The 24,697-nt window shown below is 47.3% G+C and carries 6 protein-coding genes; all 6 read left to right on the top strand.

Annotated features, from left to right (window positions below):
• Positions 1-9: 9 nt before the first annotated feature.
• The 6 genes from NSQ20_RS23070 to NSQ20_RS23045 are packed head-to-tail and all read left to right on the top strand — an operon-like array spanning position 10 to position 24,669.
• Positions 10-16,785 (top strand): amino acid adenylation domain-containing protein, encoded by a 16,776-nt coding sequence (locus NSQ20_RS23070; RefSeq protein WP_340033051.1) that lies wholly within the window; start codon positions 10-12, stop codon positions 16,783-16,785.
• The gene (locus NSQ20_RS23065) at positions 16,775-20,974 is read left to right on the top strand and encodes a beta-ketoacyl synthase N-terminal-like domain-containing protein (protein WP_339194816.1); all 4,200 of its coding nucleotides are present in this window, start codon (positions 16,775-16,777) and stop codon (positions 20,972-20,974) included. Before NSQ20_RS23070 ends, NSQ20_RS23065 begins: the two co-directional genes overlap by 11 nt.
• Positions 20,971-21,228: an acyl carrier protein gene (locus NSQ20_RS23060; protein ID WP_036615207.1), complete on the top strand. Its 258-nt coding sequence runs from the start codon at positions 20,971-20,973 to the stop codon at positions 21,226-21,228. Before NSQ20_RS23065 ends, NSQ20_RS23060 begins: the two co-directional genes overlap by 4 nt.
• A complete protein-coding gene (locus tag NSQ20_RS23055; protein ID WP_076318834.1) occupies positions 21,225-22,376 on the top strand; it encodes an acyl-CoA dehydrogenase family protein in 1,152 nt (383 codons plus the stop codon). The genes NSQ20_RS23060 and NSQ20_RS23055 overlap by 4 nt, the downstream gene beginning before the upstream one ends.
• Entirely contained in the window at positions 22,373-23,353 is a 981-nt protein-coding gene (locus tag NSQ20_RS23050) for an ACP S-malonyltransferase (protein WP_340030943.1), read from the top strand. Before NSQ20_RS23055 ends, NSQ20_RS23050 begins: the two co-directional genes overlap by 4 nt.
• On the top strand, positions 23,350-24,669 hold the full coding sequence (locus NSQ20_RS23045; protein ID WP_338706640.1) for an aminotransferase class III-fold pyridoxal phosphate-dependent enzyme: 1,320 nt from the start codon (positions 23,350-23,352) through the stop codon (positions 24,667-24,669). Before NSQ20_RS23050 ends, NSQ20_RS23045 begins: the two co-directional genes overlap by 4 nt.
• The last annotated feature ends 28 nt before the right edge of the window (positions 24,670-24,697 follow it).

Raw genomic sequence — 24,697 nt, 5'->3', positions numbered from 1 at the left:
GTGGTCGTGATGGTACAAAAAACCGTTGAACTTTCCGAAACACAAAAGGGAATCTATTTTGATTGTCAGGTGAATGATCCCACTTCGTATAACATCTCAGCTTCAATGCAATTTGATCATCTTCAAATGGAGATATTTCGCCGGGCCATCGAATTGCTTATGTATGAGCAAGTGGTGCTGCGTACTCGGATTGAGATTCAAAATGATGTACCTGTGTTATCCGTTCATGAAGATATGGATTATTCACTTGCCTTGTGGGACCTAAGTAGCGAGAATCAGGAGAATCCAAAGGAACAAAAGTTAGAAGCACTGGTGGATGAATGCATCGGGACACCTTTTGATCTGGAGAAAGGTCCTCTGTTCCGTATAATGATTGTTCAGATGGATAAAAGCCGATATATTCTGACCTTATGTATTCATCATTTAATATGTGATGGCTTGTCGCTTGAACTGATGAAAAACAAACTTATCCAGTCATATACGTGTCTTCTTGAAGATCAGCCTGTGGATGTCAAGCTGGATGAAGGATTCATCTCTTATGTTGAGGCAGAGAACAAGAAACTGCACGAAAACAAGTACTCCAAAGAACGGGAATACTGGTTGAACAAAATGAAGGGAGCGGAACCTCTTTCTCTAAAACATGACTTTCCAGCAGGTTCTGTACAAGAAGGGATTGGTCATGAACTGCGATTTGATATTTCGGAATCGTTAATGGCTGATATTACACAGATGTCCAAAGATAATGAAGTAACCGTTTTTATGTTCTTTATGGGTGCCTTTGGCATTCTTATGAGTAAATATGTCGGTACAGACGATATCACCTTTGCCTCCCCATATTCTCATCGTCCCGGTATGGACTTGGAAGAAACGATTGGATGTTTTGTCCATATGTTGCCTATGCGATTCCATATTGACCTCGAATCAACTCTAAAACCTCTGCTGCAACAAGTAGCCACAACCTGGATGGATACGTACAGGAACATCGGATATCCCAATAACCTCATTGTCAGAGACAGCATGTTACAGGCTCAACCCGGATCACCATCGTTGTTTGATATCTCCTTTGTGTATGATTCCTATGAGGAAGATATGCTCGGAACTCGTATTCTGGATCAGGATAAGGTTACGTTCCCAGGAGATCTGATGGTGGTGTTGAGTCGTTTACCGCAAGGTGCGCAGTTGAAGCTGCAATATAAACCGAGCTTGTTCCGTGAAGATTCAATGGAGCGAATGGGCCAACGATTTCTATACTTGCTGAATCAACTAGTAACCAATTCTGATCAAAAAATCAGTGAGTTCAGCCTCCTGATGCAGGATGAGAAAGAAAACCTACTGTACCGATTCAATCAAACTTCTTATTTTCCCTACACTCCACAACATATTATGGATATATTTCACGATAAAGTAGCACGTTTCCCGGAGCGGGTAGCTCTAATGGAAGGGAAGCAGCATCAGACCTATGCGCAGGTCAACGCAAAAGCGAATCAATTGGCTAGGCAGATCGTTGCGAGTAAAAAAAGTGATAACGCAGCAGTTGGCGTGCAGATGCCACGTTCCTCGGATATGGTCATTGCCCTATTGGCTGTATTAAAAGCCGGATGTGCTTTTGTACCTGTAGACCCTTCCTACCCTTTGTCCAGAAAGGCCTATATTATATCGGATGCAGACATATCCATAGTGCTGGCTATGCAACCCGAAAAAGATGACGAGACTCTGGATGTCCAGTACATCTACGTTGAGGGCGATCAGGCTTATACGGGGGATGTCTCAAACCTCGAAGAGGCGCTGAATCCGCATAGCCTTGCCTATATCATGTACACGTCCGGCTCAACAGGCAAGCCAAAAGGAGTCATGGTTGAAAATCATAGCGTAGTCAATACACTGCTTGATCTGGAGCGTCGTTTTCCAATGCAGGCGCAGGATGTTTACTTGCTGAAAACGGCATATACCTTTGATGTATCCGCCACGGAACTTTTTGGCTGGTTCATGGGTGAAGGCGCACTAAGTATTCTTGAGCCTGGAGCAGAAAAAGACCCTGCTCGTATTGTGTCTACGGTGGCATCACATAAGGTTACACACATCAACTTTGTTCCAACGTTATTCCGTCTTTTTCTGGAAACGATGGAGCTTCGCTCCGATCTGTCAGCATTGGAAACGCTGAAATGGATGTTTGTTGGCGGAGAGGCAGTCACGCCAGACATCATTGAGAAATTTAACAGGTTAGGCATTGGAGCAAGTCTTGAAAATGTTTATGGTCCAACCGAATGCACCATATGGGTTTCTCATTATCCGTTAAGCCATTACGAAGGCTTGGGCAATGTACCGATTGGCTACCCGCTCAATGAGTCCAGATGGTATGTCGTCGGAAATCATGATGAGCTTCAGCCGTTAGGTATTCCAGGGGAGCTTTGTCTTAGCGGTGTTGGGCTTGCACGTGGATATCTGAATCTGGAACAGATGACCCGAGAGAAGTTTGTCCCTAATCCTTTCTTTCAAGAAGGACAGGACGCAGAGCATTTCAGGTACATGTACCGCACAGGGGATCTGGTACGTTCACTCCCAAGCGGTACGATCGAATATCTGGGACGCATTGATTTCCAGGTTAAAATTCAGGGAGCCAGACTGGAGACAGGCGAAATTGAGAATACCCTGTCATCCTATCCGGGTGTCATCCAGACCGTGGTAGTCATGAAATCATTTGAAGGTAGGTCCGGCTTGCTGTATGCCTACTATCTTTCAGAGCAGGAGCTGCCTTCTGTCGAATTGAGAGAGCATCTGTCTCGTTTGTTACCGGCATATATGATACCATCCGTTTTTGTACATAAATCCGAATTTCCATTGAATAGCAGTGGGAAGATTGACCGGAAGGCACTCATGGCAGATATCACGCATGCTCACGCTTCCAGTACGTTCTATACCGCCCCGTCTTCTGAGCTTGAGAAGGTTATAGCCGAAGTGTGGGCCGAAGTGCTCGGTGTTGAGAGAGTAGGGCGCGATGACCATTTCTTTGAATTGGGCGGAAATTCATTTTCTGTCATTCAGGCTCACAATAAACTTAAGCATTATACCGATGTGGAGTTTCCTGTGCCTCGTTTTTTCGAATGCCCGACATTGCGTCAATTTGCCGCACTGGGTCCAAAAGATGAGGGAGTTCGGATACCGACTGAAAGGGAACAATTGTTTCAACGAAAAGACAGCATTATGCGTGAGGATATTGCAATTGTGGGCATGGCGGTGAATGTGCCGGGCGCTGAGGATATAAGGGAGTTCTGGAGTAACCTTGTTGAACGGCGGGAAAGCATTCACTTTTATAGTGATGATGAATTGAGGGAGCTTGGTGTGGAGGAAGCGCTGCTGCGTTCACCTCGTTATGTCAAGGCAAAAGGACGTGCCAACGGCATTGATGAGTTTGACGCAGGGTTCTTTGATTACACTCCCGGTGAAGCCAAAATGATGTCTCCCCAATTCAGACTTTTGTATCAGGGAATATGGGAAGCGCTGGAGGATGCAGGCTGCAGACCGGATGAAGCGGGTAAGGTAGGTGTGTTCCTTGGCGGGTCCGATGACTTCGAATGGTACCGACAAGTGCTTTTTAACGATGCTAACTATAGCAGTAAATACGAAGCATTTACGCTCAGCACCAATCATTTTCTCGCTACCCGAATGGCTTATAAGCTGAACTTAAAAGGGCCGGCCTATACCGCTCTTACGGGATGTTCTACTTCATTGGTTACACCTCATCTGGCATGTCAATCTTTGATCGTTGGAGAATGTGATGTGGCTGTGGCTGGTGGGATCACCGTGGAGTTGCCCAATGAAGGGGGTTACATATTTGAGGATGGCATGATGTTCTCCACAGATGGACACTGTCGTCCATTTGATGCGGCAGCCAGTGGAACCGTCTTCTCCAATGGTATGGGAATTGTGGTGCTGAAGCGGGTAACCGATGCTCTGCGGGATGGAGATCATATCTACGGGGTCATCAAAGGCTCAGCAATTAACAATGACGGACAAGAGAAACTCAGTTTTCTTGCTCCTAGCGTAAGCGGACAGGCTGAAGTCATTCAGGATGCTTATAAGGTAGCCGGAGTAGACCCGGAAACGGTGAGTTATATCGAAGCACATGGTACGGGAACGTTGCTTGGTGATCCAATTGAAGTAAACTCGTTAACTCGGGCCTTTGCTTCCGACCAAAAGCAATTTTGCTATCTGGGTTCTGTCAAAGGCAATGTGGGACATATGGATACAGCCGCAGGTGTGGTTGGTTTAATCAAGGTAGCGCTCAGTCTTGGACAAGGTTATATCCCTGGAACAGCGAATTATGAGCAGCCTAATCCTAAAATTGATTTTTTGAATACGCCTTTTAAAGTTAATGCACAAGGGGTGGACTGGAAACAGGGCAATGTTGGAGTCATGCGCGCAGGAATCAATTCATTTGGTGTGGGGGGCACGAATGCTCACATGGTATTGGAGGAGGCTCCCGAGATGGAGAAGTGCAGTCCGGATGATGACGTAAATATATTGCTTTTTTCCGCCAAAACAGAGTACTCGCTGAACCGCACCGCTGAACGGATTATGGAACATCTGACTCAGCAGCCGAATCAATCTGTATCGAACGCAGCGTGGACCTTGCAGTCAGGTAGATCTGTTTTTGCGTATCGTAAGGCACTCATTCTGGATAAGACATGGAAAGATAATCCGGACAAGCTGATACAGCAGCTGGGGAAAGCACGGGTATACCATTCGGCTCAAGGCACTCGTCCCGTATACTTTATGTTCCCCGGACAGGGCAGTCAGTATCAGGGAATGGGTGCAGAACTATACAGATCTACAGAGCAAGCAGGCCTGGCTCCAATCTTCAGAAGTTATATTCAGGAAATATTGGACCTTCTGCCTTCGGAAGAACGAGAAGATATGCTGTCTGTTGTATACGGGGATCAGCACCCTGAGCGAATAAACCAGACGGAGTACAGCCAATTCGCACTGTTCATGACAAGTTATGCGCTGGCCAAGTCGCTGTTGGATCTGGGCATCAAGCCAGATGGCATGATCGGGCACAGCATTGGTGAGTTGGCTGCCGCAGCTGTAGCGGGTGTATTCGAACTTGGAGATGCTGTCAAGTTAGTTCGACTTCGCGGACGTCTGATGCAACAACAACAACCCGGGGTCATGCTTGCCATTATGGCGGATGCACAGCAGGTGAAGTCACAACTGGAGGAAGACATGTGGCTTGCCCTGGTGAATACTACAGGTTCCAGTGTGATTGGTGGGACAGCTGAAGCCATTTCACGGATGGAAGCCAAGGCTGAAGGACTGGGCTGGAAGTGCATTCGTGTGAAGACTTCCCATGCATTCCATACGCCAATGATGAATCAGGCCGCTGAGGAATTTAGACGTTATCTAGCAGAGCATTCACTTCATACGCCACAGATCCCTTTACTGTCCAACACCAGTGGAACATGGGCGCTTGGAGATGAAATCACACAACCTGACTATTGGTCCCGTCATATTTTACAGCCGGTGTTGTTTGAATCAAACCTGGCTGAAGTGTTGAAGGATGAGCGGGCTGTATTAATTGAAGTAGGTGCAGGACGAACGCTAAGCTCCTTTGCCAGACAGCACAGTCTATCAAGAGATTCCCAGACGGTACTGAATATGCTACGTCACGTAAGGGAGACGGAGCAGGACAGTATCTATGTGAACCGCAGACTTGCGGAGTTATGGTGCGAAGGCATTGAACCGGACTGGAAGGTGTTCAAAGGGCAGACGGTACGACGCAAATGCTCTCTGCCTACTTATGTTTTCAACAAACAATCCTATCCTGTCAGTGTTTCTCTTTCTGGCTCGTCAGCAGTGGAAGGAATGGGTACCGGGGATGATAGGCAGCATGCAGATCTGGGTAAGGGAAGTGGCTCTACTCTAGTAAAAGGGACTGTTTATACTGGTGGTTCAGACCAACTGAAACAGATTGTCCTGGACGCATATCGAACGATTTTTGGCATTGATGATCTAGATGAAGAGGTTAATTTCTTTGCGGTTGGAGGAGATTCTCTCAAAGCAGTCAGCTTGTCTGCATGGATCCGATCTCATTTAGGAATTCAGCCTGAGGTAGCAGATATTTTCAATCATTCAACGCCTATTCAACTGGCGGAGCATCTCTATGTCATGGCCAAACCAAAAGTGGACCAACAGATAATTCAATCTGCACCCACTATGGATGCGTATCCAATCTCTTCTGCACAGATGCGTATGTTCACACAAGCGATGCTTGATCCAGGCAATACGGCATACAACCTACCGTCTGCAACCATTATTGAAGGTGAATTGGACCGTATAAGAGTTGAGGCTGCTTTGCAGAAGTTGATGCAGCATCATGAGGCGCTCAGAACATCGTTTGAGATACGGGGTAGTCAGATCGTTCAGATCATCCAACCTTCGGTTCGCTTAAGTATGGGCTATGCAGAGCAGCATGTGGCAGATGACCAAGAGTTGCCTGCGATAATCGAGACATTGATTCGTCCTTTTGATCTGGGGAGTGCTCCGCTTATGCGGGTTGAACTGATTAAAATAGGCGAGCGCAAGCATCTGTTATTCTTTGATATTCACCATATTATCGCGGATGGTACATCTGTCGAAATCATCACTCGTGACTTCAATGATTTATATTTTGGCAAAGAGCAAGCAGTCCGATTGCAGTACAAAGATTACGCGGTATGGCAGCAGCAGCGTCTCGCTTCAAATGAATACAATTCACATCAAACATACTGGCTGGACCATCTTGGCCCTTCTTTACCTGTGCTGGAGCTTCCACTTGACCATGAGCGTCCATCACAGCGATCCATGCAAGGGGGACGTCTCCATTTCACGTTGAATCGTTCGTTGACACAACACTTGCATGAGCTGGCTTCCTCATCGGAAGCATCCATGTATATGGTAATGCTAAGTGTGTGGAATCTTCTTCTTGCACACCGCTCAGGTCAGCAGGACATTGTGGTAGGAACGCCTGTTGCAGGAAGGATGCAAGAGGAGTGGAAAGAGACGGTAGGCATGTTTGTCAATATGATTGCGATGCGGAATTTTCCAACGTTTGATCGTACGTACACTGATTTTTTACGCGAACTCAAACAACATACACTGGATGCTTTTGCATATCAGGAATATCCGTTTAATGAGCTTGTGGCACAACTGGGCGTGACACGTGAGCTGAACCGAAATCCGGTATTTGATGTTTGTTTTGATTATCAGAACATGGACTTGCATGGACTTGAACTTCATGGTTTGCAATTCAGTTCTTTTCCGGTGGAGACGGGTACGTCTACTTATGATCTGTTAATGACCTGTCAAGAAAACAGGGAGAAGCAGGTGATTGAAGGATATATCGAATACTCGCTGGATCTGTTCCGCCGGGACACAGTTGAAGGTATGATGCAGGAGTTTATCGGACTCTGCCAAGAGGTTGTACAACAGCCTAGTCTGTCTCTGAGCGAACTGTTTGATAGAAACATTTCTCATGAGCACTCAGTCCATCGTCTTGCTGGTCCACGTCTGGATTACACTCCTGCGGTGGGTCTGCATCGGCTGTTCGAGTTGCAGGCAGAACACACACCAGACAAGAAAGCTCTCCTTGTATCATCTGGAGCTTCTTTTACCTACAGGGAGCTTAATGAAAAAGCTAATACGCTGGCTTGGAAGCTGATTGATCAAGGTGTGCGCCGGGATGAACCTATAGGCATATTATCCAGACGAGATGAATCGTTGATCATTATGCTATTGGCGGTGCTGAAAGCTGGGGCGGCTTATGTACCTCTGGACCCTGCTTTTCCGCCGCAGCGCATCGTGAATATGATCGAAGACAGCCGAATGAACGTATTGCTGTGTACGCCTGATGAAGAAGGCACAGTGACTTTTAGCGGAGAGCGATTTGTGTATGATCCAACTGTCCAGGACGTGCGCTCATCCGTTAACCCGGACGTAAGCCTCCTGTCTTCGGATCTGTCCTGTGTGATTTTTACCTCAGGATCGACCGGTCGTCCCAAAGGGGTCATGATTACTCATGAAGCGATGGTCAATTTTGTTGAGGACATCAGGCACCGACATATTTTTGCGCATGAGACAGATCGCATCATCAGTGTAACGACCATATCTTTTGATATTTTCGGATTTGAAGTGTGGACACCATTATGCACCGGATATTCGCTGTATCTGGCCAATGAGCAGGAGCAGCTTGACCCGGCTCTTGCTTCACGTCGAATACGTGAACATGGTGTTACACACATTCTTAGCACGGTCTCACGCATTAAGGCATTTGTCGAAAATCCGGAATTCGCTCAGGCGCTGGGCAATCTGCGGTGTGTTCTTACCGGAGGGGAAAATGTCCCTGTGGGACTCCTCACCGATCTGAAGCGGCTTACGCCTGCTCGAGTCTTTAACATGTATGGACCAACGGAAACTACGATCTGGTCAACGACCAAAGAATTGAATGACACAGCCGCGATTACCGTTGGCAAGCCCATTACCAATACAGAGATTTATATACTGAATGATGAAGGTGAAATACTGCCACCTGGAAGTTATGGAGAGCTGTGCATTGCAGGAAAAGGGTTATCCCGTGGTTATCTGAACAATGCTGCTGAGACCGATGCCCGATTCATTGCAAACCCCAATGTTTTGGGAGGCCGTTTGTACCGAACTGGCGATCTGGCCCGTATACTGCCGGATGGGGATGTTGAGTTGATGGGACGGTTAGATCAGCAGGTGAAGATTCGGGGTTACCGGATTGAACTGAACGAGATTGAGCAGGCAGCGATGAATTATGAACGTGTAAGAGAGGCTGTCGTTAAGGTAGAAGGGGTCGAGCCACATTCATTGCAATTAATTCTTTTCTACAGTCTGAAGCCTGGGATTGGGCCGTCCGTTATGGAAGATGAAGACGTACAGCTTCGGAGCTGGTTAAAGCAGCGGCTTCCACAGTACATGATGCCTTCTCGCTTGATTCGTCTGGAAAATCTGCCTGTGCTACCTAATGGCAAACTGAATCGAAATGCCCTTCGTCTGGCTGATTTTGAAACGGGAGAGAAGGCTAATCCAGCTCTGGTTTATGGCTCATCGATTCAAGGAATCGAGCGGGCAAAAGTTGACCTAGAGCAGATGCTCATTGCAACGTGGAAGGAAATATTGAATCTGGATACGGTTAATATCCATGATCACTTTTTTGACATCGGAGGCAACTCGCTGGGGCTTATTCTGATCAATAATCGCCTGAACGCCTATCTGGATAAAAGCGTTCCGCTGGTGCAATTGTTTGAGCATTCCTCTATTGCATCACTGGTCGATCATCTGGTGGCTGAGCAGATGCTGCCGATAGTTACACAACAGGTGCAAGAGGAAAGCCGGCATATCGCTTTGGCTGGATATCCTGTTACGAACCCGGACCCGACAACGGCTCCAAAAGAGTATGTGATGAGCACAGTTGGACACAGCAAAGTGGAGCAGAGCAGACCGGAACAGAGTATCCCGTTTGCTTCAGAACACAGTAGCAGAATTTCTTCTTCCTCGGATATCGCAGTCATTGGTATGGCAGGGCATTTTCCCGGTTCAAGAAATATCGAGGAGTTCTGGGATAACCTAATGGCAGGTAAGGACGGTATCACCCGTCTGAATGAGGAGGATCTAACCGCTGCGGGTGTACGACCGGAAGACTTCAAACATCCCGATTATGTACGTGCCAAAGGTGTACTGCAAGATACTGAGTATTTTGACTCCGGATTTTTCGAATATCCGCATCAGGAATCCAACATGATGGATCCGCAAATACGGCTGCTGCATCAGTGCTCATGGGAGGCGCTTGAGCATGCCGGATGTGATCCTTACAGTTATGAGGGAGCTATAGGATTGTTTGCCGGAAGTGGACTGAGCTTACCATGGATGGTGCAATTTCTCGGTCGCTCCGGTAATTTGTTACAGGCTTTTGAAGCCATGACTTTAAATGAAAAGGACTATATTACAACCCGAGTATCTCACAAATTAAATCTGAGAGGGCCGAGTATGGCCGTACAGACCGCATGTTCGACTTCTTTGGTCGCTATCCACCAAGCTGCTGAATCGCTGATTCGGGGGGAGTGTGATGTGGCACTTGCGGGAGGTGTCTCTATCTCTTATCCGCTCAAAGAAGGTTATCACTGGCATGAAGGCATGATTTATTCAAAGGATGGTCATTGCAGACCGTTTGATGAGCAGGCATCTGGTACGGTGTCTGGTAATGGATGCGGAATGGTTGTGCTCAAGTCACTCCGCGACGCGCAGAGAGATGGAGATCATATCTATGCAGTCATTAAAGGTTCAGCAATTAATAATGATGGCATGGACAAAATTGGATATACGGCACCGAGTGTGGCCGGGCAGGTCAAGGTTATTCAATCAGCCCTGCATCGTTCGGGAGTGTCTCCAAAAGAGATCTCCTATCTGGAGGCGCATGGAACAGGAACCAAACTGGGGGACCCGATTGAAATTGAAGCGCTCAGGCAGTCATGGGGAACAGATCGTAAAAATTATTGTGCTCTAGGTTCTGTGAAAGCCAATATTGGGCATCTTGATGCGGCAGCAGGTGTCGCCGGTTTTATTAAAACCGTACTGACGCTTTATCACCGGGTGGTTCCGCCACAGATTCACATGAATCGGACGAATCCGATGTTGGAGCTGGAGCATAGTCCCTTCTATATCAACAAGGAGCCACAGCCATTAGAAGACGCGAAGCGTATCCTGCGAGCAGGTGTCAGTTCGTTTGGGATCGGGGGTACTAATGCTCACGTCATTCTGGAGCAACCGCCCGTCCAAGAGAGCCAAGCCAATTATGAATCATTGCTTCTGCTGCCCTTCTCGGCCAAAAGTGAATCTGCGCTGGAACGCACGTACGATTCGGTTCTACAGGCGATTCATGCATTGCCGGAGCAGTTGCCCAATGCTGCGTGGACGCTACAGAAGGGAAGAAGCAGATTCATTCATCGTAAAGCACTAATCGTTGTAGACGGTTATACTCCGCCAAGCGAGCAGTCTGTAGAGTTTGAGACACAGTCAAGTGTGATGAATGGGAAGCCTAAGGTCATGTTTTACCTCAGCGGAAATGCAAGTTGGGAAGCGCGCAAGATTCGGGAACTATATGCTTCTGTGTATCGCAGCCAGGTCTCAGAGATATTCAAACAGTACTTTGAAGAGATACTGAACCTCTTTGAGTCCAAGGAACAGTATGCCATTCGCCAAGGCATAGGGCGATCGTTAACCGATTCAAGGCTTGAGCGCATGCAGTGCTTTGTTGTGCAATATGCTCTTTATAAAACCGTGATGCAGCTTGGTATCAAGCCGGATGCTGTCTGTGGACAAGGCGTTGGCGAACTGGTGGGGTTGGTTATTAGTGATGCACTTGATCCAGTACATGCCGTGGGGCTTTTATACAATCTGGAGCATTGGTCACTAGAAGAAGGAGCATTGTCAGATGCTTTGACAGGAAGGATGACAGATGCAACTGTAACAGACCTTGCGTCAAGTATTGCACCACTGTTATCTCCAAATTTCCTGTTTACGCTGCTAAATCGCAAGACGCTTTCTGAATCTGCTGGGCATACGCTGTGGATCGTTTCGAATCAGCTGCAGGATACAGAACAAATAGCCCCGGATTCATTTTCAGAGCCAAACATCATTGCTCTTACTGAAGATCGTCAGAGCTTGCTTGAGGCAGACGTGTATTTAATGAAAGTACTTGCTTTTTGCTGGTGCTCTGGCATGGAGCTGGATTGGGAACAGCTAAACGGAACGGGGCGTAGGCAAAAAATCTCCCTGCCGACGTATTCCTTTGATCCCATTGTTCATCAACATGATGTTGCGTTGTATCAGCTTGCAGGTATGTCGCAGGTTGCAGCGGGTTCTATCGCAGCATTAGACCAATCTCCATCTGGGAAAGTCAGGGTTCAACGGACTGATGATGAGATAAGGCATGTATTGTCGCAATTGTGGCAGGAGTTGCTTGGTAAAGGAGCAGTCGGCCTTGAAGATGATTTCTTTGAGCTTGGGGGTCATTCATTAAAAGCGATTTCCTTGGCGTCGAGGATCAAAGAAATGTTTGGATTAAATTTGGGGTTGGAAGAGGTTTTTGATCATTCTGTATTTGAACACATGGTTCAATGGATTGCTGAACATCAGGTTACAAGTGACTCTGATTCAGTGGACCCAATCTTGCCTGTAACTAAGAAAGAGAAATACAAGACCACTTCTGCACAGCGAAGAATGTATGTGGTGCATGAGTGGATGAAAGGTGAGAGTACGGCATACAATCTCGCCAGCTCTTATAGGGTAAGGGGAAAACTTGACCCTACGCAATTCAGATTAATAATGAATGCACTGGTAGAGAGACATGAAGCATTCCGTACCAGATTTGAAATGATTGATGGTGAGCTTTTCCAAATTGTGGAGGATCAGGTTCCAAACGTGGTGGAGTTGCTGGAATTAGAAACGGCAGGGTTAGAGCAGGTCATGGAATGGATCAAGCCTTTTGATCTGACCAGCGCACCATTGGTTCGTGTTAAGCTCATTCGCCTTTCTCAAGAGGAACACATCTTATTCATCGACATGCATCATATCATTTCGGATCAGAGTTCCATTGCTATCCTGATGCAGGATTTTGCTCGCATGTACAGAGGAGAAACATTGCAATCTCTTGATATTCAGTATAAGGATTATGCGGAATGGCGTGATGAAGCTGCGTCACATGGACAATCTGTTAAAGACGCCGAGTTTTGGATACGGGAATTCGAGGACATGCCTGCACCGGTTGAATTGCTTACAGACTTCCCAAGACATAGCGCGTCATCCTACAGCGGAGACAGACGTTCCATTGAACTTGGTGAGTCGTTAAGCACACAGGTCAATGACTTCTGTACTCAACAAGGGCTTACACCCTATATGTTGTTTATGGCAACTTTGAATCTATTAATCTGGAAGTATACGGGTCAAGACGACTTGGTCGTTGGTACAGCGGTTGCGGGGCGTGAGAAGCCAGAACTCAATAACGTTATGGGTATGTTCGTGAACATGCTTGCCATTCGCACCAGCATGGACAGAGAATGCTCCACAGAGGCGTATTTGAATGAGATGCGAGGCAAGCTGTTATCCTGTTATGAGCATCAACAATATCCTTATGAAGCACTGGTGGAACAACTTGGTCTATTCGGTGATTTAAGCCGCAACCCCCTATTTGATGTGGTGCTAAATTACATTAATATGGGAACCGATGATCCTGAAGCCGGGGAACTGATGCTTGAACCATGGGTCGAAGGTAAGGTGGATGCCAAATTTGATCTGACTTGGACACTGGTCGAACATAAACAATGTTACACGGTTGAACTTGACTATCGCTCAGATTTGTTTAAAGCCGAGTCCATGGAACTGATGCTGGATAAATTCCGGTATATCCTGTCTCAGATCACAACAGGGGATACTGAACGAATTGGTCAGATTAAGATCACTACACCGGAGGAAGAGGAATGGCTGCTGTACGGAGTCAACGATAATGCCGCCCAGTATCCGCGAGATGCGACCATTTCCCAATTATTCGAGGAACAAGTTCATGTGCATGCACAGAAGACAGCATTGGTCTGGGAAGACGGTGAATGGAGCTATGCGGATCTGTATGAACGTGTTCAGTGGCTGGCGTTCAGATTGCTTGGACAAGGGGTGAAATCAGGCTCCAGTATTGCTCTCATTCTGGACCGTGGACCGAACCAGATGATCAGTATTCTTGCTACACTCCAAGTGGGTTGCAGTTATGTCCCGATCGACCCGGCTTCGCCGCCATCGAGAATTGAATTTATTTTGCAAGATTGCGATGCGGCTGTGTTATTGACTGAAACGGCTTATGCCTCCACATGGCAATCTGTAGTTCCTTGTATCGTGCCGGCAGATGAACTGGCAGCATTTGATTCAGGAGACATTCAGGAGCCCGTTGAAAATATGAACAAGACCGCTCTTGACCCGGCTTATATCATTTATACATCAGGGTCAACAGGAACCCCAAAAGGGACTGTGATGAGTCATCGCAATGTAACCAAAGTCATGAAAAATAGTAATTTTGTTACCGTCGTGCCAGAGGATCGTATCCTGCAAATTTCTAACTATGCGTTTGACGGTTCCATTTTCGATATTTTTGCTTCATTAATAAATGGCGCTACTCTTGTATTAATCTCAAAAGAGACCATTTTGGATATGGCTCGTTTGGCCGATGTCATCCAACAGCAACGGATTTCAGTATTTTATATTCCGACATCCTTGTTTAATATGCTGGTAGATTGGGATGCTGATTGCTTGAAGAATGTGCGTAGAGTGATGTTTGGTGGTGAAGCTGCATCGGTGAGTCATGCCAACAAAGCGCTTGCATGTGTGGGGCCGGGCAGACTGTTAAATGGATATGGGCCAACGGAAGCAACCTTTTTTGCCTCCTACCACTTATTACAGCAAACAGAGCCTTATACTGGCTCACTGCCTATAGGTTACCCCCTGTCTAACACAGCCTTGTATGTTCTAGATGATGAGCTGAAGCCTGTGCCACCGAACGTTCCAGGTGAACTGTATATCAGTGGGGATGCGGTAGGTATTGGATATCTTAACCGTGAGGATCTTACCCGAAAACACTTTCTTGATGATCCCTTCCGCAAGGGAGAACGAATGTATCGGACAGGTGACATCGTCAAACGTCTGGCTGATGGCAGTCTGATTTTTATTGAACGTTCGGATTTCCAGGTCAAGATTAGAGGTTTCCGCATTGAGTTATCGGAGATAGGCAATTGTATGGAGCGTGTTTCGGGAGTTCGTGATGCCTTTGTCATGACAGTTACAGAATCATCAGGAAGTCTATACATTGCCGCTTTTTATACAACCGATACTGGAGCAGATACTGAGTATATTCGAAGAGAACTTCACCAGCAGCTGCCAGAGTACATGGTACCTGCACGCATTATTCGAATGGATCATCTTCCGATTAATGCCAATGGCAAAGTGGACCGAAGAGCATTGTCCGAGCATTTGGTTGAAGAGCAGCAGAGGTCTCTGGAGATGAGTTCACCTCGGACAAAAACAGAGCGTGTCATTCTTGCCGCCATGCGACAGATCCTGGGTGATCCAGGCATTGGTGTGGAAGATCACTTCTTTCAAAATGGGGGGCATTCGCTCAAAGCGATTGCATTCACTCAAATTTTGGAAAAAGAAGGAATTGCCATCAATGTGAACGAATTATTCCAATATCCGACAGTTAGAGGACTTGCCAAATTGGTAGACATTAATCCTCCGGCGTCAGTTTGGTCCGAAGATAGCCTGCATATTCAGTCCCCGATAGTCATACCACAGGACATAATACTTCATGAGAAACAACTGGACAGCCTGGTCCTGCATGTCTTAAACAGCTGCAATCAGGTTTCATCTTTTATGGCGGGCATGACCCCTATGGGGCAATTCCCACTATCTCCAATTCAACAAGCACATGCTTCTACGACTTCACGAGCAAGCGGATTTACAACAACGCTGGAAGGCGAATTGAATGAACAAGCTGTAAAACACCTGATTCTTGGGGTTATATCCCGGCACCAGTTGCTGCACAGCATGATATATGAGGAAGAACAATTGTATTGGCATCCATGTGATATGTCGTTAGCGGCGGACATGCTGCAACAGCTTATCCCGTATCTTGATATTCGTCATTATGCTTCGGCTACGATTGAGCAGTTGGAGTACAAACTGGTTCAGTCTCTGTTACACAAAACGTATACGTTGAAGGAACTACCTTGGCGTCTGTGTATTTTGCGTACAGGAGCCACGGAGCATAAGCTGATTTGGAGTTTTGATCACCTTGCGTTTGATGGTATGAGTGCCCAAATCATCAAGCAGCAACTTGAGTCGAAGGCATTATATAGACCGCAAGGTATAGAGATCGAGAGTGATCTTCTGTACCAAGTACGAAATTATGAGGATTATGTAAATTTTCTGTCTCAAGGCCCCATAGGGGTATCAGAAGATGAAATAGAGAAACAATTTTCACTTCAAACATGGAAGAGATGTAACGCCATCGTCATGAACAAGTTGAAGGAAACAGAAACATTGTCGCCTTCAGCGATGACTGTCGAGTTGTCCCTTGCAGGGAAGGAGCCTGCAGAGGTTTGGTGGACATGCTTTGAAACTTTTTCCAACATCATTGCGGCTTATCTGAACATAAGCCAATTGCCAATAGCCCTGGTCCATTACGGAAGGGAGTATGGCGAAGAATCCTACTACGATTATGTGGGAGAATTCCTTGATCTGATTCCAGTGCTGGTAGACAGTGAATTCACACAGGAAGATCTGTTGAAACGTCTGGAATTTACGAAGCGACACAGCATTAACTTTATGGCACTTACACATGATTCTTCCCTCTCGGCACAATATGATGGCATACAGGAACAATTGGGAACTGCCTACAGGCAAACAGAACAGGAGCCGCGTCAGATGATTCTGTTTAATTATCAAGGCTTCATCTCCAGTAGCGAAGCGATCCCAATGTCGTCTCAGTCGTCGGATGACCAAGATTCGAATTCGGGACTCGCCCAATTCGAATGGGTTATTCGCTACGACGAAGAGTGTCTGTACGTACATCTGGCCTGTCAGGCTGGTCTGGACATCAAACGTATGAAACAGCTGATTGATGACAAGCTTGGTAGCGATGTGAAAGTGGTAGTTCACAATGAGGCAATGGAGGTGCAACATGTCCAGTAAATCCATACAGCGAGGACCCGAGCTGATTGTGCCAGAACATTATTCAACAGTGGCTGAGATGCTAATCTACATTGCAGATACTCATCCAGAAAAGGGAATGACCTATATCAGCTCTTCAGGTGACGAACAGTTTGAATCATATCCTGAATTACTGATGCAGGCGCGCAAGTACCTGCAGTCTCTTCAGGAGCAAGGCATTCAACAAGGACAGGTCGTTATTTTGGAGATTGACCAGTCACAGGAATTTTACCGTACCTTTTGGGCTTGTATGCTGGGGGGCATTATTGTCGCCCCGGTTAGTCCTCCGGCTGCCTGGGAACCAGGCTCAGCCGGTCTGGAGAAATTCACGAAAGTGTGGGAGGTACTCGGGCGTCCAGTCGTTATCGTCGAGGAAGCCTACATGCCCAAGTATAAGCAGCTTGGGGAAAGTCCGGTATTCAAAGGTCTTATGTTGATTAGCGTGAACCAGCTTCAAGCAGGCCAGCAGATGGCTGATCTATGCCCAACCTGTCCTGATGACATTGTGTTCCTGCAATTCTCATCAGGAAGCACTGGAATTCCCAAAGGTGTGCAGTTAACAAATCACAATATTATCGCCAACAGTATTGCATGCAAGACTTTTCTTGGAGCTGAAGAAGGAGATAATGTGTTTACCTGGTTGCCGCATACGCATGATATGGGGATATTTGGACAGCATCTGACACCCGTCCTGAGTGGAGCCAACATCATGGTGATGTCACCTTATACCTTCGTACGGTCGCCTTATCTGTTCTTGCGCAAGATTACGGAGCATCAGGGAAAATGGTTTTGCTGTACCAATTTCGGTTTCGAATGGATGGTTCAGAAGATCCCGGATTCCAAGCTCTCAACGCTTGATCTGTCTTCACTGCGTATGACCTTGAATGGTGCAGAGCCTATATCAACGTCTGTTATCGAGCGATTTGTCAAAAAATTCAGCTCTTGTGGCTATCGTCCCAATATGATGTTTCCTGCATATGGCATGGCCGAAGCGACAGTAGGTGTATGTACCTCCAGACTGGGGGAAGAGCCGCGAATTGAACGTATTTCGCGTACACGGCTGGTGCAGGAAGGACTGGCTGTGCCAGTCCAGCTACCTAGCAGTGATAGCCATACTTCGGATGTGATCGAATTTGTTCATGAAGGATATCCCATGACAGGGATTCAGATCCGGATTGCGGATGAACAGGGGGAAGTGCTGGATGAGCGGGTTGTTGGCGAAATCCAGATTCGTGGGGAATCGGTAACCTCCGGATATTACAGTCTCCCTGAGATCAATCGTGAAATGTATGTGGATGGGTGGCTTCGCACTGGAGACTTGGGTTATATGGCTGACGGCTCCCTAGTTGTAAGCGGACGAATCAAGGACATTGTGTTTATTCGGGGACAGAACCATTATGCGCATGATCTTGAAGAAATTTTGTACCAGAATAGCAGCATTCCGAGAGGGAATCTGACGGTAGTCGGGCACTTTAACAGCCTCAAACAAGTTGAGGAGCTGCTTGTATTTGTTAAATACAAATCGGGCACTCCACAGTTTCTGGATGTACGACAGGATCTGATCCAACGTATGAGGGCTGGATTGGGTATTGAGATCACTCATGTTCTCCCAATCAAGGTCATCCCCAAAACGACGAGTGGCAAGGTCCAGCGTTTCATGCTGAGAAACGATTATGAGCGTGGAGTATTTACCAAGGACATCGAGGCCATTGAAGAGCTGATTCGCGAAAACACACAACAGCAAGGACACGAGACGGTTTCCGCATCGTCTTTGGAATATACCGTACGTAAAGCCTGGGCCGAAATTCTTCAATTGCCCGCAGGAAAGATTGAGATGGATACTTCTTTTCTCGCACTTGGAGGCAATTCCATTCTCTCCTATCAATTACTTGACAAGCTGTCTGCACATATGGGACGTGAATTAGGACAAGAACTACTTGTTTTTTGCAGTACAGTACGTGAGATGGTGGAATATCTGCAGGAACTTCCAGCAGAAACGAAGGACTTTGAACAAGTTGAAACAACAAATAATCATCTGAATGTACATCGTGCTATTGCTATTACCGGACTGTCTCTGCGTCTGCCTGATGCCGACACCCAAGAGCAGTTCTGGAGCAATCTGGTTAACGGGTTAGATAGTGTTGACCGGGTTAGCTTAGAGCGTGCAACACGTTCCAAGCAACCCGGTTGGGATGACTGGATTGGGGAACTGAAGCAACCGGATACGTTTGATCATGAGTTCTTTGAAATCCCGTCTGAACAAGCTGCATTTATGGATCCGCAGCATCGGAAGCTGCTGGAAGTTGCTCATGAGGCGCTGGAGGATGCAGGTATGCTCGTGGATCATGAGGATAAGCGTGATGTGGGTGTGTATGTAGGGATTAACCCAAGCACATACTTCGATCTGGTTATTGATTATATGAACCGGAGTCTTGGAAAGGCTGTTCATTCTCACGCTATGGTAGGCAATATGTCCAATATAGCAGCGGCCTCCATTTCACACATGTACAATTTTACAGGGCCGGCACTGTCCATAGATACAGCATGTTCTTCTTTTCTGGTAGCACTGACACAAGCTGTGGCGGCCATTCAGGACAAGCGTATCTCTGGGGCAGTTGTAGGTGGAGCAAACATTTTGGCTACACCGCATGTTCATCAACTATCACGCAATGCTGGAATCTGTTCTTCCACTCAACATACGAAGGTATTTGACCGGGAAGCAGATGGTTCAGTCTTGGGAGAAGGTGCTGTTGTTGTATATCTGGAGCCGCTAACAGAGGCAATTCGCAACAATAAACATGTTTATGGTGTGATTCGCGGGACAGCGGTGAATAACGACGGATATTCCCTGGGCATTATGGCACCCAACCCTCAGGGGCAATATGAGGTACTCCGTGCCGCTTATCGCGACGCCAACCTAAACCCCAGCGAGATTTCTTATATTGAAGCACATGGATCGGGGACAAGGATTGGAGATCCAATTGAGGTGAATGCCTTGCTCCGACTGTTCCGGGAAAAGGGATATACAAGCGATAATTCGATTGGATTAGGTTCAGTCAAAACCAATATTGGTCATTTATTTGCAGCCTCCAGTGGAGCCAGTCTTGCCAAGGTTCTTCTCAGTATGCAGCATGGGGAACTGGCACCAAGTCTGCATATGGATAATCCGAATCCGGCCCTCCGACTGGAGCAATCGCCGTTCCATATCGTTAGCGAGCATAAAACGTGGGATGTACCTGAAGGAAAAACACGGAAGGCAGGCATCAGTTCATTTGGCCTGGGAGGTACGAATGCCCACATTGTGCTGGAAGAATGGAAAGCCCCTGTCCGTGCAGATGCCCCGGCACGCGGCCAGTTGTTAACGTACTCTGCGAAATCAGAGCAGGCTTTAAAAAAGCTGATTGATAACACGGAGCAATATGTGAAGAAACATGCGGACTTGGCACTAGAGGATCTTTGTTTTACCCGGAACAGATATAGAAAACATTATCGGTATCGTGCAGCAGTAGCTGTCAGCTCAACCGGAGAGTGGAACATCGAAGAGATGGAATTTGGCTTCAAGCCTAGAAACCGAGCTGCTCGTGTCAATATTGTGGTTGGGGGGCATGAGATTCGCGGAGAAGATGAGGCTCAAGCGCGTAAGGTAATCAGGCCAGACGATTCTAATGAAGATACCGTATCAACCTTGAACTACTGGGTGACTTTGCTTGAGACACTTGTGCGTCTGGTCCCTTCCATTCAAGAGATTCGAGGAATAGCTACAGGAGAGGAACTTGTATCCAGTTTACATCTGGATGGCGAGGAACATCACAGCGCTCATGCAAGCCAATCCATTCCAGTGAACAACAGAGTGACGTTAGACAGTCTGCAAGACACACCTGGCAAGATGGCAAACGCCGACATTGTAATTATAATTGCTGCAGATCAGACAGTGCAGCAGCTCGAATACAGTGGCAAGGAGAGCATCATCCGCCTGTCTGCCGAGCCCACACTTACCATGGAGGATCAGCTTGCTTTATTACTGGGACAGCTTTATGTACGTGGTGCTGCGCTGGATTGGGAACAGTTACATCCGAATGGCTCTGGCCAGATTGTACATCTGCCAGCACATCCATTCGAGCCGTATGTACATTGGATAGATGTGAATCAGGGAACGGAGGTCATGATATGACAAAAGAAGAAATTGAGCTTTTTCTCAAAAGCGAGATTGCTGCAGCGTTGAATCAGGAGCCAGAGGACATCGATGAAGAGATGAATTTTCTGAAAATTGGTGTCTCATCTGTGCAGGCGCTCAAGATCATTAACCGTGCGCGTAAGCATCTTCAAGTTGACATCAGTCCGGTTGCGTTGTTTGAATACAAAACAATTGCCGAATTCGCCACTTATCTCAATGAATCTCTTCTTCAAGAGGGGGTTGCCGAATGATTGAAGTGGATGTAGAGCAAGAGATCATTCATGAAGCTGAATTGTTTGCTGCCCGTGAAATTCGCCCTTATGCTCAACAGATTCAAGAGCAGAAAGCCATTCCCAGAACATTGATCCGTGCCATGGCTGAAAAAGGTTACTTGGCTGCCTCGATCCCGGCTGAATATGGCGGCATGGGTCTCGGCCCTAAGGCGTACGGGCTGTTGACTGAAGTATTTGGCAAGGCTCTTCCAGCCGTTCGCAGCTTGTTAACGGTACATACTTCACTTGTAAGTGAAACTTTGGTACGTTTCGGAACGCCTGAGCAAAAATCGTCCTGGCTGCCCAAGTTGGTGAAGGGAGAATGGATTGCTGCCTTTGGTCTGACTGAACCGGAAGTTGGTTCGGATGCCAAAAGTGTAAAGACCGAGTGGAGAGAAGAATCGGACTGTTATGTTTTAAATGGAAAAAAGAAGTGGATCACGTTTGGACATCTGGCAGATGTATTTATCATTATTGCCTCGAATCAGGGACGAAGCACTGCTTTTTGGGTCGAACGCCAGTTTGAGGGTGTACAGACCCAACCTATCGAAGGTGTCATGGTTGCGGGAGAGACAGGTATAGCTGAGATTGATCTCCATGAGGTGCGTGTACCAAAGAATCACATTATTGGACGTCTGAATGAAGGTTTTGAGTACATCGTAACCGGGGCGCTGGACCAGGGCAGATATAGCATTGCCTGGGCAGGGCTGGCGATTGCGCAGGAAGCGCTGGATGCCATGGTGACTTACTCAAGGAAGCGGAAGCAATTTGATCAGAAGCTGAGTCATTTTCAGCTGATTCGCGGCATGATTGGAGATGCGGTGACAAAAGTCCATGCAGCGCGAGCATTATGTTTACGGGCAGCCGAGCTGAGAGAAGCCAAGGACCCGCAGGCCGCCATGGAAACAACGATCGCCAAATATTTTACGTCCAAAGTTGCTGTTGAAGTTGCAAGTGATGCGCTACAGGTTCATGGTGCAAACGGAATTAGTAACCAATATCCTGTTGCCAGGCTGTATAAGGAAGCCAAAATTCTGGAGATTATTGAAGGTTCTTCTCAGATGCAGCAGGAGATGATCTCGCATTACGGATTAAAAGCCTATTACAAGCGTGGCGGTAGCGTATGACGTTCTGTGCGCTATTTCCTGGCCAGGGAAGCCAGTATATCGGAATGTGCAGCGAGTTGTTGGGCAGTGAGCCGGAGGCGAATCAGATCTTTGCGGAAGCGAGCGAGGTGATCGGATTTGATTTGAAGGCACTGGTTATGGAAGGGAGCCTGGATCAATTGACGGTCTCTGAATATGCTCAGCCTGCTGTACTGACGGCAAGCTACGTTTTATTTGACTCATTTGTTCGGCGGACTGGAATGACTCCAGATTATGCAGTAGGTCACAGTTTGGGGGAGATTTCGGCTTTAGTAGCGGCGGGAGCATTGCGATTTGCTGATGGAATTCGTTTTACAGCTCAGCGTGGTGCGTTGATGCATCGCTCCATTCAGGAGCAAAAAGGAAGAGCGGGTATTGTCGTTGATGTAACACAAGCAGCGCTTGAAGAATTAGTCGAGAATATTCGTCAGAACGAGTATGTGACGATCTCCGGTTATAATTCACCGGGACAGTTTGTCGTCGCAGGTACTGCGAAGGGTCTTCAACTGCTGGATGATCAGGTGGATGGCTACGGTGGGGAATTCATTCCTTTTCGCATGATGCCAATGAAGGCAGATGCACCTTATCATAGCGAGTTGATGCAGTTCATTCAGCCTGAGCTTGAAGAGATGCTTGCAGGGATTTCCTTCTCTGCACCGGTGTTTCCCATCTGCTCAACAGTACATGGTGAGTTCATTCGCGGAGCCGAGGACATTCCTAAGCTGCTGAGCAGCCAGCTTTTGCAACCCATTCGCTGGAATCAGGCATTGGCACGCATTCAAAATCTGGGAGCGACGGTATGGATCGATATCGGTCCAGGCCAGAGCGTAAGAAATATGCTGGCTGAGAATAAGACCTTGCCTGCAGCCTATTCGCTGGATGATCCGCAAGATCGGTCCAGGTTACTGGAGCGATATGAAGCAGTAAACCAGACAAGTGGGGGAGGCGATAAGGGATGATCACGGAGATGATGCAGTACAATCAGCGGGTGAAACAATGGCTGCCTGGTGGTGTGCACTATAATTTTCACCTTCCTTGGGAAGAGACGCCGCTCCATTTCAAGCATGCTTCCCGAAGCAGAGTGACGGACATGAACGGCAACGAGTATTTGGATCTATATGCCCGCTTTGGTGCCCTCATTGTTGGCCACGGCAACGAGGAGTATAACGAGTGTCTGAAGGATACCATTGACCGTGTTCTTTCCGTAAGTCATTGCGATCTGGATGCAGAGGCTCTGGAACTGATCCATCAATATGTACCTTCAGCAGAGATGATTCGTTTTGGGTTATCAGGCACGGAGATTGTCCAGAATGCACTTCGTCTTGCCCGGGCGTGGACAGGTAAAAATCGCTTTGTACGTTTTGAAGGCCATTATCATGGCAATGCGGACAATATTATGGGTGGCAAGACTGCACGTACAGGTCTGCCTGTACCTTCAGACTATCCTGGTGACATGAAAGGAACAAAGGGGAGGGCAAGGGATGCCATGGAATCTCAATCCTACCTCTTGCCATGGAATGACGCACCCCGCCTGGAGGAACTATTTCGCCAGCATGGAGACGACATTGCAGCAGTAATCATGGAGCCGGTTTGTGTAAATGGAGGCGGAGTCATGCCTGCTCCGGGTTATCTGCAAAAAGTCAGACAGTTATGTGATCAGTACCAGGTCGTGCTCATTTTTGATGAGATTATAACAGGATTCCGTATGGGTCTCGGTGGTGCCCAACAGTTATTCGGTGTAACGCCTGATCTGACTACACTTGGGAAGGCAATCGCGGGTGGCGGAGTTCCGGTGTCAGCCCTGGTTGGCCGAGCGGATATCATGAAGTTGCTTGTAGACAAAAAAGTAATTCATGCGGGTACGTTTAATGGCTATCCATTAGGTACAGCTGCTGTAAAAGCTACGCTGGAAATGTTGGGACGCAATGGAGGACAGGCGATGCACAGCATGAACCGCCACGCTGAGATGATGCATGACATACTCTGCCAGGAAGCAGCGAAGGTAGGTCTGCCTTTAATTGTTCAAGGGCCGTCTGGCTGTGCTTCTTATCACTGCTGCACGGAACCGCTAACGGATACGGCTGATTATACGTTTGAATTGATGTCTTTTGATATTTTGTTAAATAGCAAGCTTGCTGAGCACGGTGTTCTGGTATCTACGCTCTCGCGGATGTATCCGAATATCCTGCTTGATATGCAAGATGTTGCCTGGTTCGGTGAGCGTGTCCCTGCAGCGCTTGCAGAAATGAAAGAGATCTACGACGAGCTGATCTAATGGTAGCTCAATAAGGAGGTGATTAGGT

The organism is Paenibacillus sp. FSL K6-1122 (genome assembly GCF_037977015.1).
Lineage (GTDB): Bacteria > Bacillota > Bacilli > Paenibacillales > Paenibacillaceae > Paenibacillus > Paenibacillus amylolyticus.
The sequence above is the reverse complement of the archived record's forward strand: the minus strand, read 5'-3'. Positions and strand labels throughout refer to the sequence as shown.

Excerpts from the sequence above, each read along its gene's own strand:
- NSQ20_RS23055 (WP_076318834.1), top strand. The coding sequence starts at position 21,225 with ATGATTGAAGTGGATGTAGAGCAAGAGATCATTCATGAAGCTGAATTG.
- NSQ20_RS23065 (WP_339194816.1), top strand. The coding sequence starts at position 16,775 with ATGTCCAGTAAATCCATACAGCGAGGACCCGAGCTGATTGTGCCAGAA.
- NSQ20_RS23060 (WP_036615207.1), top strand. The coding sequence starts at position 20,971 with ATGACAAAAGAAGAAATTGAGCTTTTTCTCAAAAGCGAGATTGCTGCA.
- NSQ20_RS23050 (WP_340030943.1), top strand. The coding sequence starts at position 22,373 with ATGACGTTCTGTGCGCTATTTCCTGGCCAGGGAAGCCAGTATATCGGA.
- NSQ20_RS23045 (WP_338706640.1), top strand. The coding sequence starts at position 23,350 with ATGATCACGGAGATGATGCAGTACAATCAGCGGGTGAAACAATGGCTG.
- NSQ20_RS23070 (WP_340033051.1), top strand. The coding sequence starts at position 10 with ATGGTACAAAAAACCGTTGAACTTTCCGAAACACAAAAGGGAATCTAT.